This is a genomic window from Streptomyces sp. NPDC044106, from assembly GCF_056433985.1.
This window is the reverse complement of record NZ_JBWKFZ010000002.1, coordinates 284,287-299,968: the sequence shown is the minus strand read 5'-3', so window position 1 is coordinate 299,968 and position 15,682 is coordinate 284,287. Positions and strand designations below refer to the sequence as shown.

Below are 15,682 nucleotides of genomic sequence, written 5' to 3'. Positions count from 1 at the left end.
CGGCGGGGTGGGCGCGGTCGATGGCCTGCGCGGGATCCGCCGTATCACCGCCCGGGGCGCGTTGCCCCTGCGCATGGCGGTGCCCGCCTCCGGGGGAGGGAGGCGGGCACCGCGACCGGGGGCTCGGCGGGGTCAGGCGTCCGTCGAGCTGTTGGCGTACGGCGGCTCGGCCGTGGGGGCGGGGGTGGTGGCCGGCGCGGGCTCGGGGGTCTTTTCGCTGAGGCCGAACCGTGCGTGGAACGTCCGCAGGAACCCGGGCGCGTACCAGGCGGAACGGCCGAGCAGGCGCATCGCGGCGGGCAGCAGGATGCCGCGTACGGCGAGGGCGTCGATGAGGATGGCGAGGCCGCTGCCCAGGCCGAAGAGTTGCAGGAAGCTGATCTCGGCCGTGCCGAAGGCGAAGAAGCTCACCGCGAGCAGGACGGCCGCCGCGCTGACGATGCGTCCGGTGTGCCCGAGGCCGTTCGCCACGGCGGACTCGTTGTCCTCGCCCCGCTCGTGGAGTTCCTTGATGCGGCTGGTGACGAACACCTCGTAGTCCATCGAGAGGCCGAAGGCGACGCAGAACATCAGGACGGTCATCGAGGTCTCCATCGGCTGCGCGGTGAAGCCGAGCAGGGAGGAGAGGTGGCCGTCCTGGAAGATCCAGGTCATGACGCCGAGGGTCGCGCCCAGGCTGATCATGTTGAGGACCAGTGCGCGCAGCGGCTGCACGACGCTGCCGGTGAACAGGAAGAGCAGCAGGAAGGTGGTGACGGCGATCAGGCCGACGGCGAGCGGAAGCCGGCCGCCGATGGAGTCGCCCGAGTCGACCAGTTCGGCGTCGGCGCCGCCCACCAGCGGATGCGTGCCGGCGGGCGGTTCGGCCGCCCTGACCTTGTCGACCAGGTCCTTGGCCTCGTCCGACTTGGGCGTCAGGGTGCTCACCACGTTGAGCTGCTGCGCGGTGGGGCGGCCGAGTGCCGTGCCCGCGGGTCCCGCCGCCTTGGCCCGTCCTTCGGCATAGACCCCCGTACCTGCCTCGACGCGGGCCACGCCTTCGAGTTCGGAGAGCGCCGCCGCGTACTTCGCCAGCGGCGCCTTGGCCACGCGCCCGTCGATGACGACGTGGAGCGCCGCCGCGTCGTTGCCGTTGAAGTTCTCCCGCAGCGCCGTCGAGACCTGGCGGCTTTCGGCGCCCTCGGGCAGCACGCGTTCGTCGGCCGTGCCGAAGGTGATGCCGAGGAGCGGGCTCGCCGCGAGGAGCAGGACCGCGAGCACGGGCACGGCGGTGAGTACGGGCCGCCGCATGACGGTGCGGGCGAGGCGGCCCCAGGCGGACGACCCCGATCCGGCGCGCTCCGGCTTCGCCCACGGCATCCGCCCGCTGTTGACGCGGTGCCCCAGGATGTTGAGCAGGGCCGGCATCACGAAGAGGGTGCCGAGCGCCGCGATGACGACGACGCCGACTCCGGAGTAGCCGAACGAGCGCAGGAAGTACTGCGGGAACACCATGAGCGCGGCCGCCACCGTCGCGGCGGAGAACGCGACCGTACGGCCCGCGGTGCTCATCATCGTCCGGACGGCGTCGTCCACGCGCGCCCCCGCCGCCAGCTGCTCGCGGAAGCGGCTGATCATCAGCAGGCCGTAGTCGACGCCGAGTCCGAGGCCGAGGGCGGTGGTCAGGTTGATCGCGAAGATCGATACGTCGGTGACGCTGCCGACCAGGAAGAGCTGCGCGAGCACACCGGCGATGGCGATGAGCGCGATGGCCAGCGGCAGCAGCGCGGCGACGACGCTGCCGAAGACGACCAGGAGCAGCAGGAGGATCAGGGGTATGGCGATGGTCTCGGCGAGGACCAGGTCCTCACCGGTCTGCGGGCCCATCTCGTAGCTCACGCCGGTGGCGCCGCCGGCCTTGACCGTCAGCGCGTTCTCGTACGCGCCGGCGTATTCGTCGATGACGCTCCTGGCGTTGTCGTTGCGCTGCGCGCCGTCGCCCTTCACCCGGGCGAGGACCACGGCCTCGCGGCCGTCCTCGGAGCGGAGGTCGGGGTTTTCCGTGTCCCAGAACGAGACGACGTTCTCGAGGTTCCGCTCGTCCTTGAGGTTGGCCACCAGGGCCCGGCCGGTCCGCTCGGCGGCCGGGGTGTCGATGCGGCCGTCGGGGGCGCGGACCAACAGCACCAGGTTGTTCTCGCCGCCGAACTCCTCGTCGATGACCTCCCTGGCGCGGGAGGACTGCGACGCCGGGTCGTCGAAACCGCCGTCCTGCAACTTCCCGAACGCACCGGCGCCCAGGGCGCCCATGAGGGCCACCACCACGGCGGCCACGACGAGTACCGGCCGCGACCGGCGGATCGCCAGTTCGGCTATGCGTTCAAACACGCGCGATCTCCTTTGATGTCCACACGAAAACGGCGCGAAGCGGCCGGAGCGGGTGGGGGCGCACTCTTTGTCGCCGCGAGCGACGCTAGTGAGGCTGAAGAAGATTTGGCAGTGTTAGATTTTCTTCACACCCTGCACGCTCGGGACACGCCCCGCACCCTCGGATCACGCCCCGCGTCCTCGGAGGTTCTCGCCATGACCCGGCCCACGCTGCGTGAGCGGCGCCGCGCCGCCGCCACCCTGGAGATCGTGGACGCCGCCGAGCGCCACATCGCCGAACACGGCCCCGCCGCCCTGTCGTTGCGCGCCGTCGCCCGCGACCTCGGCATGACCGTGCAGGCGCTCTACCACTACTTCCCGAACCGGGACGCCCTCGTCACGGCGCTGGTCACGCACGCGTACAGCGACGTGGCCGACGCCGTGCAGGCCGCCGTCGACCAGGCCGCGCCCGATCCTGACCTGCCGCGCCCGGTCGTCGCGGCCGAGGGCTACCGCCGCTGGGGCATCGCCCACCCGGAGCGCTTCCAACTCCTCTACGGCACACCGCTGCGCGGCTACGAAGCGCCCGCCGAGGGCCCGACCACGCAGGCGACGCGCCGGATGAGCCTGATCTTCGAGCGCGAGATGTTCCACGGGTTCACCGCGGCCCAACTCGCCGCGGCCGACGCCCCCGAGCTCTCACCGTCACTCCGGGCGCAGCTGTCCCAGCTGCCGCCGACCGGCATGGGCACGCTGCCGCCGCCCGCGACCGCTCTGCTCCTGAGCGCGTGGGGGCACATGCACGGCCTGGTGGTCCTTGAGGTGTTCGGGCACACGTCGTTCCTCGACGGCCACCAGGCGGAGATCTTCCGCATGTCGATGAGGAACATGGTCAGCGACATCCACCGCCGCATTCCGGCCGCTGCCCCACCTGGCAAGTGACCGGCGCGAGTTGACTACGGGCGGGACCGGTCCACGATCCCCTCGACGATCCGCATCAGCCGCTCGCCCGTCCGGTCGATGCTGCCGTTCTGCGTACTGACCTGGGCGCCTTCGAGTACGAAGGTGATCTCGGCCGCGACCTGCTCCGGATCGGTCAGCCCGGCGGCGGCACACATGCCCACCAGCCTGCGGGTCTGGTGGGCCTTGTGGTCCTCGATCACCTGCCGTGCGGGGTGGGCGCGGTCGGGCAGCTCGGCGATGGAGTTGATGAACGGGCAGCCCCGGTGCGAGACCGCGGGCAGCCCCTCGGCGATGAAGCGGGCGAGGCCCAGGATCTGCTCCCGGGGCCGGTCGGGGTACTCGGCCTCGACCCGGTCGAAGGCCGCCCGATAGTCGGCGGCGACGATCCGCAGCCACTCCGCGACCAGCGCGTCCTTGGTCTCGAAGTGCCGGTAGATCGCCATCTTGGTGGTCTTCGCCCGCTCGGCGATCGCCTGGACGCCGACCCGCCGGATCCCCTCGCTCTCGAAGAGCTCCTCGGCCGCGTCGAGGATGCGCTCACGCGGCGGCAGCTGCGCCACTCTGCTCGGCCTGCTGACGGTCGATGCCATGACCACTCCGTGCGTTGGCGTTCGTTGCCGGTCCTGCGACCCGCTGCTACGGTACCAGCCCGTGCCACGCGATACCGCGCGGTATCGTGCGACACCGCAAGGTATCTTCTTCTCTGCCGGGAGTGAGTGACAGTGCGCATCACCGAGTACGTGAGCCACGACGCGGTCGGGCTCGCCGAGCTGGTCGCCAAGGGTGAGGTGACCCCCGCCGAACTGGAGGCGGTCGCACGGGAGGCCGCGCGGGCGGTCGATCCGCGGATCAACGCCGTCGTGGAGACCTGGCCGGCCGACGACGAGCCCCGCCCCGGCAGTTCGCCGCTGGCCGGGGTCCCTTTCCTGATCAAGGACATCGCGGTGGCCATGGCGGGGCGGCGCATGGAGCTGGGCAGCCGGCTCGCGGCGGGCCACGTCTGCGCCACCGACTCCTTCCTGATGCGGCGGTTGCGCCGCGCCGGCCTCGTGACGTTCGGCCGCACCTCGACGCCGGAGATGGCCTACAGCAACACGACGGAACCCGTGCTGTACGGCCCGACCCGCAACCCCTGGGACCTGCGGCGCAGCGCGGGCGGCTCCAGCGGGGGCGCGGGCGCGGCCGTCGCCGCCGGGGTGGTGCCGATCGCCCACGCCACCGACGCCGCGGGCTCGATCCGCGTCCCCGCCTCCTACAACGGCCTCTTCGGCCTGAAGCCCACCCGGGGCCGGGTCTCCGCGGGCCCCGATTTCGACGAGATCTTCAACGGCCTCGCCGTGCACGGCAGCGTCAGCCGCACGGTGCGGGACAGCGCGGTGCTGCTCGACCTGATACGCGGCCCGGAGCCGGGCGATCCCTACTTCGCCCCGGAGCCGCCCCGGCCGTACGCGCAGGAGGTCACCCGCGCGCCGGGCGCCCTGCGGGTCGGCGTCCTCGGGCAGGCATGGGGCGGCCACCGCACCACCGCGCCCGTGGCCGACGCGCTCTCCCGCACCGCGGGTCTGCTCGAATCCCTCGGCCACCACGTGGTGGAGGCCGAGGCCGGTCTCGGGGTCGACTGGGAGGAGTTCGTGCTTGCCAGCGCCCGCCAGTGGACGGCGAACCTCACGGCGTCGGTCGACGCACTGGCGGCCGCCTTCGACCGGCCCGTCGACTCGACCACCCTCGAACCGCCGGTCCTTGCCAGCTACCACTACGGGCGGCGGGTGAGCGGCGCCGAGTTCGTCGACGCCCTCGCGGTCCGCAACCGGGTCTCCCGGAGCCTGGCGCGGCACTTCGACACGTACGACGTGCTGCTCACCCCGACCGTGCCGGAGCTTCCCGTACCCCTGGGCACCCACGCCGAGGGAGCGACCGAGCTCGACGGTCTTGGCTGGCTCCGCCGCCTGCTCGATCTGTCGCCGTTCACCGTGGCGTTCAATGTCTCGGGCACGCCCGCCATGTCCGTGCCCCTGATGGCCGACGCGGGCACGGGGCTTCCGATCGGCATGCAGTTCGCCGCCGGGTACGGGCGCGAAGGCCTGCTCTTCCGCCTCGCGGGACAGCTGGAGGAGGCGAGCCCGTGGTCGGTCCGTACCCCGGCGGTCTGGGCGGGCCACCACCTGGACAACCACCCGGACAACCGCCCGGACGACCACCCGGACCGCTGAGGGCCTCGCGCGGCTGGAAATTACTCATAGGTATGCCGTGACTTCACACACCCGCAGCAGTAGAACTCGTTTCCGTTCAGCCAAACGTGAGGAAGATCACATGAGTGCATCTGCCGCGCGTGGCACCACTTCTGATGGTGTGTCACGTCGAAGATTCATCGCGGGAACGAGTTCCATTCTGGGGGCGGTCGCGCTGGCCGGTCAGGCCTCCCCGGCGCGGGCGAGGGCCACGGCCGCACCGATCACCGACGGCGCCGACGTGCCGGCCCTGGTGATCGGGAGCGGATACGGCGGGTCCGTCGCCGCCCTGCGGCTCGCCGAGGCCGGTGTCGACGTGCACATGATCGAGATGGGCATGGCCTGGGACACCCCGGGCGCCGACGGCAAGATCTTCGCCAACACCACGGCCCCGGACGTCCGTTCGTACTGGCTGCGCACCCGGACCAAGCAGCCCATCAGCAACTTCCTGGGCTTCCCGCTCGACAAGGACGTGCCGCGCCACACCGGAATCCTCGACGCCGAGGAGTTCGGCGGCATCATCGTCTACCAGGGCCGCGGCGTCGGCGGCGGTTCCCTGGTCAACGGCGGCATGGCGGTCACCCCGAAGCGCGAGAACTTCGGCGCGATCCTCCCCACGGTCGACGCCGCCGAGATGTACGGCACCTACTACCCGCGGGCCAACGCGGGCCTGGGCGTGAACACCATCGACCCCGCCTGGTTCGAGACGGCCGAGTGCTACCAGTACGCCCGGATCGGCCGCAAGCACGCGCAGCGCTCGGGCTTCGGCTTCACCTTCGTGCCCGACGTCTACGACTGGGAGTACATGAAGCGGGAGCAGGCGGGCACCGTCCCCAGGTCGGCGCTCGCGGGTGAGATCCTCTACGGCAACAACCACGGCAAGAAGTCCCTCCAGCAGACCTACCTCGCCCGCGTCAGGGCGACCGGACGGGTCACCATCTCGCCACTGCACCGCGTCACCTCGGTCACTCCCGCGACCGGCGGCGGCTATACCGTCACGATTCTGCAGCTCGGCACCGGCGGCGAGACCACCGCCACCAAGTCGGTGACCGCCGATCGGGTCTTCTTCGCCGCAGGCAGCGTCGGCACCAGCAAGCTCCTGGTCAAGCTGAAGGCCACCGGCGCGCTGCCCCGCCTGAACGGCGAGATCGGCCAGGGCTGGGGCGACAACGGCAACGTCATGTGCGGCCGCGCCAACCACCTGTGGGACGCCACCGGCAAGCTCCAGTCGTCCATCCCGACGGCCGGCATCGACAACTGGGCCGCGGGCGGCGTCTTCGCCGAGGTGGCGCCGCTGCCCACCGGCATCGAGACGTACGCCTCGTTCTACCTGTCGATCACCAGGACCCCGCACCGCGCCGCGTTCAGCTGGAACGCGGCCGCGAACCGGGTCGACCTGAACTGGCAGACCGCGTGGAAGCAGGCCTCGATCGACGCCGCCAAGACGATCTTCGACAAGATCAACGCGAAGGAGGGGACGATCTACCGCACCGACCTCTTCGGCACCTACAAGATCTGGGGCGACCACCTCACGTACCACCCGCTCGGCGGCGCGGTGCTCGGCAGGGCCACCGACAACTACGGTCGCCTGCAGGGCTATCCGGGGCTCTATGTCATCGACGGCGCCCTGATCCCGGGCAACACCAGCGTCAACCCGTTCGTCACCATCACGGCGCTCGCCGAACGCAACATCGAGAAGATCATCGCCACGGATCTGTGAGTCCGCCGCCGGGGGCGAGGGCGGGGGTTCAAGGACTGGCCCTCAGGGCCGGGGCAGCACGCACACCGTGTCGAGCCCGAGTACGTGGTTGAGCCGGCCGAAGGCGAGCCACGACCCGATACTCATGCTCAACTCCACGATCTCCGCCTGGCTGTAGTGCGCGGTCATCCGCGCCCAGAACGCGTCCTCTAGATGGTGGTGGTCCAGGGCGTACCGCTCCGCGTACTCCGCGGCCAGCCGGGTGCGGTCGTCGAAGGCGTCGGTGGTACGCCACTGGGCCACCGCCTCGGCGAACTCGCTCTCGACCTTGTCCCCGTCCCGCTCGGTGCGCCAGTCCAGGCAGAACGCGCAGCCGTTGATCTGGGCGATCCGCAGCCGGGCCGCCTCGAACTCCCGCAGCCCCAGGGTGGTGTGGGCGTACACCGCGAGCGAGAAGTTCGACGCGGCCGCCCCGATCTCGGGCACCATGTCGCCCCACACGTACGGGATGGCGTCCTGGCCCTCGGGTATGTCGATGCGCAAGGGACCACTCATGCGTCACTTCCTTCCCAGTCGTCCCGCTGCCGGGCGCAGCGGGACGTCGAGCGCGTCATAGAGGCCGGGCTCGGCGTCCACCAGCCAGTCGACGGCGTTCACCAGGCGGCCCACCGCGGTGGCGTTGCCGCCCGCGGAGCGGTTCTCGTCCTCGTCGGTGGCCTCGACCGTGACCTCGATGCGCGGGCGGCCCTCGACGATCACGCGGTGGGCGCCGTCGCCGCCGTCGGGGGGCGAGGGCCAGTGGGGCGCGCAGGAGGGGTGGATGCGGGTGATGTGCTCGATGACGATGCGGGGTTCGCCCCCGACGACGCCCTGCACCTCGAAGCGGACCGCGCCCTGGGTGCCCGCCGCGAACTCGCCCATCGTGCGGGTGCGTACCGAGGCGTCGAGCGGATGGCGCTCCAACGTCTCGCGTAAGCCATCGAGTCCGACGTCCAGCGCCCGCGCCAGCAGTCGTATCTGTCCGCCCCACACCATGGTCGGCACCGAGGGCGCCAGCATGGGCGGCTCGTACTCCATCGGGTGCCCCATGCCGATCAGGTGCCGTACGGAATCCTCCTGGTCGTACGTCGAGTAGTCGAAGATCTCCTGGCAGCGGACCGCGTCGACGGTGGAGCCGAGGCCGCTGACAAGGAGCGGCAGGACGTCGTTGGCCCAGCCGGGGTCCACACCGGAGACGAACAGCGACCCGCCACCCGCCGCGACGGCCGCGAGCACCGGGTCCCTGAACTCCGGCGGCGCGCCCCGCCGTTCGTAGAGCGGGTACAGCGCGGGCGTGACGACCACGGCCCCGGCCCGCACCGCCCGCACGACGTCGGCGAGCGCCTCGTCGGGGCGCAGGTCGCCGGAGGCCGCGTAGACCACGGCGCGCGGTCCGGCGGCGAGGACCGCCGCCACGTCATCGGTCGCGGGCACCCCCAACCCCCGCCCCATTCGCGCCAGTTCACCGGCGTCGACACCGACCTTGGCGGGGTGGTGCACGAGCACGGCAGCGAGCGTGAGACCGGGATGGGCCACCACGGCGCGCACGGCCGCACGGCCGACGTTGCCGGTGCCCCAGACCACCGTGGGAATCATGCGCGGAGGGTAGCGAGGGGCGGCGACGGTTGACAGAGGCACGGCCCGAGAAGAAGAGATCCGTCCGCTTCCGTGCCTCTCCGAAGTCGCGTACCGCCGGTACGCTTTACGTATGCTCCTGGGGCGTTCCGCGGAATGCGCGCGTCTTCTCGCTCTCATCGACAAGGCACGCGGGGGCGAGAGCGGCGCCCTGCTCATCCGCGGTGAGGCCGGGATCGGCAAGACCAGCCTGGTCAGTCATGTCGCCGGGCAGGCCGACGACCTGCTGCGGCTCTCCACGCGCGGCGTCGAGGTCGAGTCCGACCTGCCCTATGTGGGCCTCGCCGACCTGCTGCGGCCCGTCCTGCACTTCCTCGACCGCATACCCGAACGGCAGGCGGCGGCGCTCACCGGCGCGCTGGCGCTCGGACCCGCCGTCGCCCAGGACCGCTTCGCGGTGGCCGCGGGCACGCTCAGCCTGCTCGGCGCGCTCGCCGAGGAGAGCCCGGTCCTGGTCACCGTCGACGACGCGCAGTGGCTCGACCCGTACTCGCTGGACGCGCTCGCCTTCGCCACCCGCAGGCTCGGCCGCGAGGGCGTCGTCGTCCTGTTCACCGCCCGCGACGAGCAGGAGGAGGCCGCGTCCCGGCTCGCCTCCATCGAGACGTTCACCCTCACCGGCCTCGACCCCGAGTCCGCGCACCGGCTGATCGCCGAGAAGGGCACCGCACAGCTCACCGAGCGGGAGGCCGCCCGGCTGCTCACGGAGGCGCGCGGCAATCCCCTGGCGCTGATCGAACTGCCCGCGCTGCTCGCCGGGAGCGGCGCCGGTGACGACGTGGACTCCGGGGCGCCGCTGCCCATCGGCGAGATGCTGGCCCACACGTTCGGCAGCGCCGTGGCCAGGCTGCCCTCGGAGGCGCAGGACGCGATGCTGCTGCTCGCGGTCCTCGGGACCCGGCCGCTGGCGGGCACCGAGGCGGCGCTGCGGGCGCACGGGCTCAGCTACGAGTCGCTGGAGACCGCCGAGGCCGCGGGCCTGGTCGTCGAGGAGCGGGACGGGTACGCCTTCCGGCATCCGCTGGTGCGTTCGGCGGTCTACCACAGCGCGACGGCCGTGCGCAGGCGGCGGGCCCACCACGCCATCGCCCGCTCCCTGCAGGGCGCCACCGCGCCCGCGCTCGAACAGTACGCCTGGCATCTGGCCGCCTCGGGCGCCGAACCGGACGAGCATGTGGCGTCCCTCCTGGAAAACGCCGCCGCCGGGGCCCCCGACACCCTCGCGTACCCCCTGGCCTCCCGGCTCTACGAACGGGCGGCGCGCTTCACGCCTGAGGGGCAGCGCAAGGCGGAGCGGCTGCTGTGCGCGGCCCGCGCCTCACAGGCCGCGGGATCCCTGGACGAGGCGGCCGCGATCCTGGACCGCGCCCTGGAACACGCCGAACAGCTCGGCACCCAGCTCGACATCCGCCAGCTCCGCTGCTACCTGGACGTGCAGCGCGGCCGGCCGACGCGCTCGCGCGACCTGCTCAGGTCGGCCGTCGACGAAGCCGAGAAGGTCGACCCGGCGCTCGCCGCGATCATGCTCGGCGGCATCGCGCTCACCGAACTTGCGGTCGGCGACCTCACCGCGGCCCGGCGCACCTCGGCCACCGCGATGGAGCTCGCCGACTCCGCGCACGAGCCGCCTGCGCCCGTGCGGCTGCTGCGCACACTGGTGCTGCTGCTCGGCGGGGACGCCGAGGCCGGCCGGGCGCTCCTGCGCGAACTGGCGGGCCCGCTCGCCGCGCCCGACCCCACCTTCCCCTACCCGGTCGCCGGGGTGGGCGGCCTGTGCCACCTCGCGGCGGAGGAACTCGACGAGGCGCACGACCTGTTGGACCGCGCCGCGTACACGGCGCGCGGTTCCAGCGCGGTGGGGCTGCTCTCGCACCTGCTCGGCACGCTGTCGGTGGTCGAGTTCTGGCGGGGCCGCTGGACGGCGTCGCTGGCCCACGCCGACGAGGCGGTGCGGCTCGCCGAGGCGTCCGGGCAGCTGATCGAGGTGTCTCGCGGGCTCGCCGCCCTGGTCAGGACCGAGGCCGCCGTCAACCGCGAGGAGGACTGCCGACGGCACGCGGCGCAGGCCATGGAGTGGGCCGCCTCCACCGAGCTGCAACTCGACGCGGCGCGGGCGCTCGGCGGGCTCGGCCTCCTGGAGCTCGGCCTCGGCCGCTTCGAGGAGGCCGTGCACCACCTGGAGGAGGTGCGGGCCTTCTCGCAGCGGCACGGGCGGGGCGACGGCCTGTATCTGACATGGGCGGCCGACCTGGCGGACGCGTACGTCCATCTGCACAGAACCGCGGAGGCGCGCGAGGTCCTCGACGTCCTGGAGTACGAGGCGGCCCGCGGTCACCGTCCCGTCACGGCGGGGGCGGCGGCCCGGTGCCGCGGGCTGCTGGAACCGGGCGATCCGGAGGCGGCGTCGCGGCACATGAGGCGCTCCCTCACGCTGCTCTCCGAGCGGCCCGTGCCCTTCGAACGGGGCCGGACCGAGTTCGCGTGGGGCGAGCAGCTGCGCAGGCAGGGACGGCGCAGTGAGGCCCGGCGGCTGCTGGAGCGGGCGCTCGCCACGTTCGAGCGGCTCGGCGCGGCGGGGTGGGCGGCGCGGGTGGCGGCGGAGCTGCACGCGGCGGGCGGCACCGAAGTGCGGCCCGAGCGGGCCCCGTTGCAGCGGCTGACGCCGCAGGAACTGCAGGTCGCGCTGGTGGTGGGCCGTGGTCTGACCAACCACGAGGTGGCGGAGCGGCTGTTCCTCAGCGTGAAGACCGTCGAGTTCCACCTGAGCAACATCTACCGCAAGCTCGACGGGGTGCACCGCAGGGCGCAGCTGGTCCGCCTGCTCGCGCAGGCTTCCGAGGTCTCCGAGGCGTCGGGGGTCTGAGGGCCCGTCCCTGAGAGCCTGTCTTTGAACCCTCGTCGTCCGCGCGAAGCGCGGGCGCAGCGGTGTTCGGTGCGTGCGATCGGAGTGCGGAGTTCCAGGACATGTGGCGGAGCCACCTGTCCTGGAACTCCGTGCGCCGAGCGTGCGTGCCGGGCGCCGGGGCGCAGGCGGGGGTTCAAAGACAGGCTCTGAAGGTCGGGCGGGGCAGTCCGGCCTTGACCGGACCGTCGGGGCCGGGTCGCGCGGGCTCCGGGCCCACTTCGCGCCGCGTGCGGCCCCCACAGCCGTACGGGCAGCGATGGCGTGCGCCCGGTCCCGGATACGTCCCGTACCCGAGCGGGGGTGCCTACGGGCACCCCCGCCCCCCGCCCTCGCGACGGTCGCTCCCCCGATGCTGACGGGCCGTCCGTCCGGCCGTACACCCCCGTAGTACGTCCGGCCACCGGTGTTGCTCCCCTGTTCCGGTGTTTCGGGTCCGCCGCGTCTTCGCGACCGTGGGTACACCATGGCCCCGTACGCGGACGGGGGCGACAGTGAAAACCCTGGGGTCCGGTTACGGGGGCCACGGCGGTCTGTCGGGCTCGGCGGGGCGGGCGGGGCAGGTGGGGCGTACGACCTCGAACGCAGTGTCGGTGAACCGGTGGCCCCCGGGCCCGGCCGCGCCCCGGGGCGGCCCGACCCAGGGTTTTCCTCGGGCAGTCCGCGGCGGGTCAGCCGGCGCCCCAGCCGCCGTCCACGGGCAGTGAGGCGCCGGTGATGTAGCCGGTGTGCGGTCCGCAGAGCCAGCGTGCCACGGCGGCGACCTCGGCGGGCTCGATGAGGCGTTTGATCGCGGAGCGGTCGAGCAGGACGTCCGTGACGACGTCGTGCGGGGCGATGCCGTGCACGGCGGCCTGGTCGGCGATCTGCCCCTCGACCAGTGGCGTACGTACGTAACCGGGGTTGACGCAGTTGCTGGTCACACCGTGCGCGGCGCCTTCGAGCGCGGCGACCTTGCTGAGCCCCTCCAGGCCGTGCTTGGCGGCGACGTACGCGGACTTGAAGCGGCTGGCCCGCAGTCCGTGCACGCTGGAGATGTGCACGGCCCGGCCCCAGCCCCTGCCGTACATGTGCGGCAGGCAGTGCCGCAGCAGCAGGAACGGCGCGGTGACCATCAGGCGTTGGAGGAGTTCGAAGCGGGCCGGGTCGAACTCCTCGATGGGCGCGATGTGCTGGGCGCCCGCGCTGTTGACCAGGATGTCCACGGCGGTGGGCAGTGCCTGGACCGCTCCCGCGTCGGTGAGGTCCACGGCGTGCGGGACACCGTCGACGGCGTCGGCCACCGCCTTGGCCGACGCCCCGTCGATGTCGACGACGTGGACGAGGGCACCAGCGGCGGCGAACGCCTCGGCGCAGGCCCGCCCGATGCCGCTGCCGCCGCCGGTCACCAGGGCGGTGCGTCCGGCGAGGTCCACGTGGTCGGGGCCTCCATCGGTGCCGTTGCCGGTGCGCGGGTGCCCGGCGGGGCCGGGATGTTCGCTCGTCATGGCCGAAAGGCTAGTGAGCGACGGCCGTTCCTCCCTTGGCCGCGGGCACCACAGTGCGGGGTGCGGAGGTGTGAGCGGGCCCTGTGCCCCGGCACCTCTCGTGGCGGCCTTGCCGCTCTCCCCCCCTGCCGACAGTTCACGGCAGGTGTCAACCGAAGGTTGACGGTGCCCAACTGTCAACCTACGGTTGTCACATGACACCTTCCGACGGCACATCCGGTACGTCCGGTACAGCAGGCCCGTCCCCCACCACCCCTCAGTCCCCGATCCGCCTCGACGATCTCATCGACGCCATCAAGACGGCGCACACCGACGCACTCGACCAACTCTCCGACGCGGTCATCGCCGCCGACCACCTGGGCGACGTGGCCGACCACCTCATCGGCCACTTCGTGGACCAGGCGCGGCGTTCCGGCGCCTCCTGGACCGACATCGGCAGGAGCATGGGCGTCACGCGGCAGGCGGCCCAGAAGCGGTTCGTACCCAAGAAGCCGGGCGAGAGCTCCGACCTCGACCCGAACCAGGGCTTCAGCCGCTTCACCCCCCGGGCGAGGAACGTCGTGATGGCCGCGCACAACGAGGCCAAGGCCACCCAGCACGACGAGGTCCGCGCGGAACATCTGATCCTGGGCCTCCTCAGCGAGCCGGAGGCGCTGGCCGCCAAGGCGATCGTCGCCTCGGGCGCCTCCCTGGACGACGTCCGCCGGGCCGCCCTCGACGCGCTGCCCGCGACGGCCGCCGAGGCCCCAGAGCTCATCCCGTACGACGCGGGGGCGCGCAAGGTGCTTGAGCTGACGTTCCGCGAGGCGCTGCGCCTCGGCCACAACTACATCGGCACCGAGCATCTCCTGCTGGCCCTGGTCGAGTTCGAGGACGGCGCGGGTCCGTTCACCGGCCTCGGCCTCCAGAAGGAGTCCATCACGGCCTGGGTCACCGAGGCGCTCGACAGGCTGCACCCGAAGAGCGCGTAACGCTTGGCGGCCCGTGCCCCGGCCGGGGCACGGGCCGTCCGCGACTACCACGCCGAGGGGCTCCCCGAACAGACCGGGGTGCTTGATTCCGCCATAAACTACCCAGTTGTCTAGACCCATTGACACCCCTTCCGGCGCTCCCTAATGTCGCCATTACCGCTCGAAGAACGTCACCGCACATCGATCATGCGTGGGGGGTTCGTGAACAGCACACCTGCTGCCGGCGATATTGGAATGGCATTCCCGCAAAATCGCGAGGGCCTGCCCATCGTCAGCCTCGATCAGGCACACTCACCGCAGAAAGTACTCGCCCACGGAGAATTGCTGCGGCGATTCGTGGCGGACGAGGAGATCAAGCCGGTCCATATGCGCATCGGCATCATGGGCGCCTGCAATATGCGGTGCAATTTCTGCAACTTCCACTCCCCCAACGAGGAACAGTTCTACGACCTGTTCTCGTTCAAGGACTCCATCGCCACCGACAAGGCCGTCACCCTGCTGCGCGAGTTCGCCGCCAACGACGGGCGCGCCGTGACCTTCTGCGGCAGCGGCGAGTGCACCATCCATCCCGGGTACACGGAGATCTGCCGGGCCGGGCACGCGGCCGGACTGCGCATCGGCCTGATCACCAACGGCTCCCGGCTCGGCCGTCCGAAGGTCGCCGAATGCGTCGCCGCGACCCACACCTGGGTCCGCATCGGCCTGAACGCGGGCACGGAAGCCACCTTCGACGACATCACGCGGGACCGCGAACAGACGTTCTCGAAGTTCATCGGCTCGGTCGGCAAGCTCCGCGAGAAGGCCGTCGACCCGGACTTCCGCATCGGCTTCAACTACGTCATCACCCTGCAGAACTACCGGGAAATCATGGAGGCGGCCCATATCGCCCATGAGTCCGGGGCGCATTACGTACGCTTCGAGCCCGAGTTCTACAGCGCACTCGGACACGAGACCATCGAATCCGTGATGCCGGAGATCTCCGACTCCCTCCAGCGCGCCGCCGAGCTCTCCACGGACGCCTTCGAAGTGTCGGTGCCCAAACTCGACCGGGGCCCCATGGACCAGGTCGAGGAGGTCGAGGGCGATTTCGAGCGCTGCCACTACAGCCGCTTCGTCACGGCCGTCGGCGCCGACGGAAATCTCTACCCCTGCCCGCAGGTCCACCTCAACAGCCGCTACCTGATCGGCAATGTCGTCGAGCAGGGGTACGCACAGGTCCTGGAAGGCGGGCCGCGCGCCGAATGGGAGGCGTCCAACCCGCGCAGGACCGACCTGTGCAAGTCGTGCTTCTACCGGCCGCAGAACGAGCTCCTGGAGCTCCTCAAGCGCGGTCAGATCAAGCTCGACGAGGCCCTGGACGCCTACTCGCTGGAAGTGCCGAGCACGTTGCACGGCGACTTCGTCTGAGCCGC

General features: G+C 71.7%; 11 protein-coding genes. 6 read left to right on the top strand and 5 right to left on the bottom strand.

The window, feature by feature from the left end; all coding sequences use genetic code 11:
- Nucleotides 1-132 precede the first annotated feature (132 nt).
- Nucleotides 133-2,367 (bottom strand): MMPL family transporter, encoded by a 2,235-nt coding sequence (locus AC07DI_RS04100; RefSeq protein WP_478902025.1) that lies wholly within the window; start codon nt 2,365-2,367, stop codon nt 133-135.
- A 195-nt stretch (nt 2,368-2,562) separates the two neighbouring features.
- Between AC07DI_RS04100 and AC07DI_RS04095 the strand changes: the two genes are divergently transcribed.
- Nucleotides 2,563-3,288, top strand: a complete 726-nt coding sequence (locus tag AC07DI_RS04095) for a TetR/AcrR family transcriptional regulator (RefSeq protein ID WP_478902023.1) — start codon at nt 2,563-2,565, stop codon at nt 3,286-3,288.
- A 14-nt stretch (nt 3,289-3,302) separates the two neighbouring features.
- Here the strand turns inward: AC07DI_RS04095 and AC07DI_RS04090 are convergent, their stop codons facing one another.
- Complete coding sequence (locus AC07DI_RS04090; protein WP_384247710.1) at nt 3,303-3,899, bottom strand: TetR/AcrR family transcriptional regulator; 597 nt, start codon at nt 3,897-3,899, stop codon at nt 3,303-3,305.
- A 132-nt stretch (nt 3,900-4,031) separates the two neighbouring features.
- On the opposite strand from AC07DI_RS04090, the gene AC07DI_RS04085 reads away from it, so the two are divergent.
- On the top strand, nt 4,032-5,519 hold the full coding sequence (locus AC07DI_RS04085) for an amidase (RefSeq protein ID WP_478902021.1): 1,488 nt from the start codon (nt 4,032-4,034) through the stop codon (nt 5,517-5,519).
- Between the two features lie 100 nt (nt 5,520-5,619).
- On the top strand, nt 5,620-7,257 hold the full coding sequence (locus AC07DI_RS04080) for a GMC oxidoreductase (RefSeq protein WP_478902020.1): 1,638 nt from the start codon (nt 5,620-5,622) through the stop codon (nt 7,255-7,257).
- A gap of 42 nt (nt 7,258-7,299) precedes the next feature.
- Here AC07DI_RS04080 and AC07DI_RS04075 read toward each other — a convergent pair whose 3' ends face one another.
- Nucleotides 7,300-7,791: a carboxymuconolactone decarboxylase family protein gene (locus AC07DI_RS04075; RefSeq protein ID WP_478902019.1), complete on the bottom strand. Its 492-nt coding sequence runs from the start codon at nt 7,789-7,791 to the stop codon at nt 7,300-7,302.
- A 3-nt stretch (nt 7,792-7,794) separates the two neighbouring features.
- Nucleotides 7,795-8,871, bottom strand: a complete 1,077-nt coding sequence (locus AC07DI_RS04070) for an NAD(P)H-dependent amine dehydrogenase family protein (RefSeq protein ID WP_478902018.1) — start codon at nt 8,869-8,871, stop codon at nt 7,795-7,797.
- Between the two features lie 112 nt (nt 8,872-8,983).
- Between AC07DI_RS04070 and AC07DI_RS04065 the strand changes: the two genes are divergently transcribed.
- On the top strand, nt 8,984-11,773 hold the full coding sequence (locus AC07DI_RS04065; RefSeq protein WP_478902016.1) for an ATP-binding protein: 2,790 nt from the start codon (nt 8,984-8,986) through the stop codon (nt 11,771-11,773).
- Nucleotides 11,774-12,483: 710 nt separating this feature from the next.
- On the opposite strand, the gene AC07DI_RS04060 is transcribed toward AC07DI_RS04065, so the two are convergent.
- Nucleotides 12,484-13,227, bottom strand: coding sequence for an SDR family oxidoreductase (locus tag AC07DI_RS04060; RefSeq protein ID WP_478902282.1), 744 nt, complete (start codon nt 13,225-13,227; stop codon nt 12,484-12,486).
- Between the two features lie 266 nt (nt 13,228-13,493).
- Between AC07DI_RS04060 and AC07DI_RS04055 the strand changes: the two genes are divergently transcribed.
- Nucleotides 13,494-14,270, top strand: coding sequence for a Clp protease N-terminal domain-containing protein (locus tag AC07DI_RS04055; RefSeq protein ID WP_478902014.1), 777 nt, complete (start codon nt 13,494-13,496; stop codon nt 14,268-14,270).
- Between the two features lie 234 nt (nt 14,271-14,504).
- Nucleotides 14,505-15,677 (top strand): radical SAM protein, encoded by a 1,173-nt coding sequence (locus AC07DI_RS04050; protein ID WP_384247722.1) that lies wholly within the window; start codon nt 14,505-14,507, stop codon nt 15,675-15,677.
- Nucleotides 15,678-15,682: the final 5 nt, after the last annotated feature.

Coding starts and splice junctions, on each gene's coding strand:
- AC07DI_RS04095 (WP_478902023.1), top strand. CDS start 2,563: ATGACCCGGCCCACGCTGCGTGAGCGGCGCCGCGCCGCCGCCACCCTG.
- AC07DI_RS04090 (WP_384247710.1), bottom strand. CDS start 3,899: ATGGCATCGACCGTCAGCAGGCCGAGCAGAGTGGCGCAGCTGCCGCCG.
- AC07DI_RS04080 (WP_478902020.1), top strand. CDS start 5,620: ATGAGTGCATCTGCCGCGCGTGGCACCACTTCTGATGGTGTGTCACGT.
- AC07DI_RS04075 (WP_478902019.1), bottom strand. CDS start 7,791: ATGAGTGGTCCCTTGCGCATCGACATACCCGAGGGCCAGGACGCCATC.
- AC07DI_RS04070 (WP_478902018.1), bottom strand. CDS start 8,871: ATGATTCCCACGGTGGTCTGGGGCACCGGCAACGTCGGCCGTGCGGCC.
- AC07DI_RS04065 (WP_478902016.1), top strand. CDS start 8,984: ATGCTCCTGGGGCGTTCCGCGGAATGCGCGCGTCTTCTCGCTCTCATC.
- AC07DI_RS04055 (WP_478902014.1), top strand. CDS start 13,494: ATGACACCTTCCGACGGCACATCCGGTACGTCCGGTACAGCAGGCCCG.
- AC07DI_RS04050 (WP_384247722.1), top strand. CDS start 14,505: ATGGCATTCCCGCAAAATCGCGAGGGCCTGCCCATCGTCAGCCTCGAT.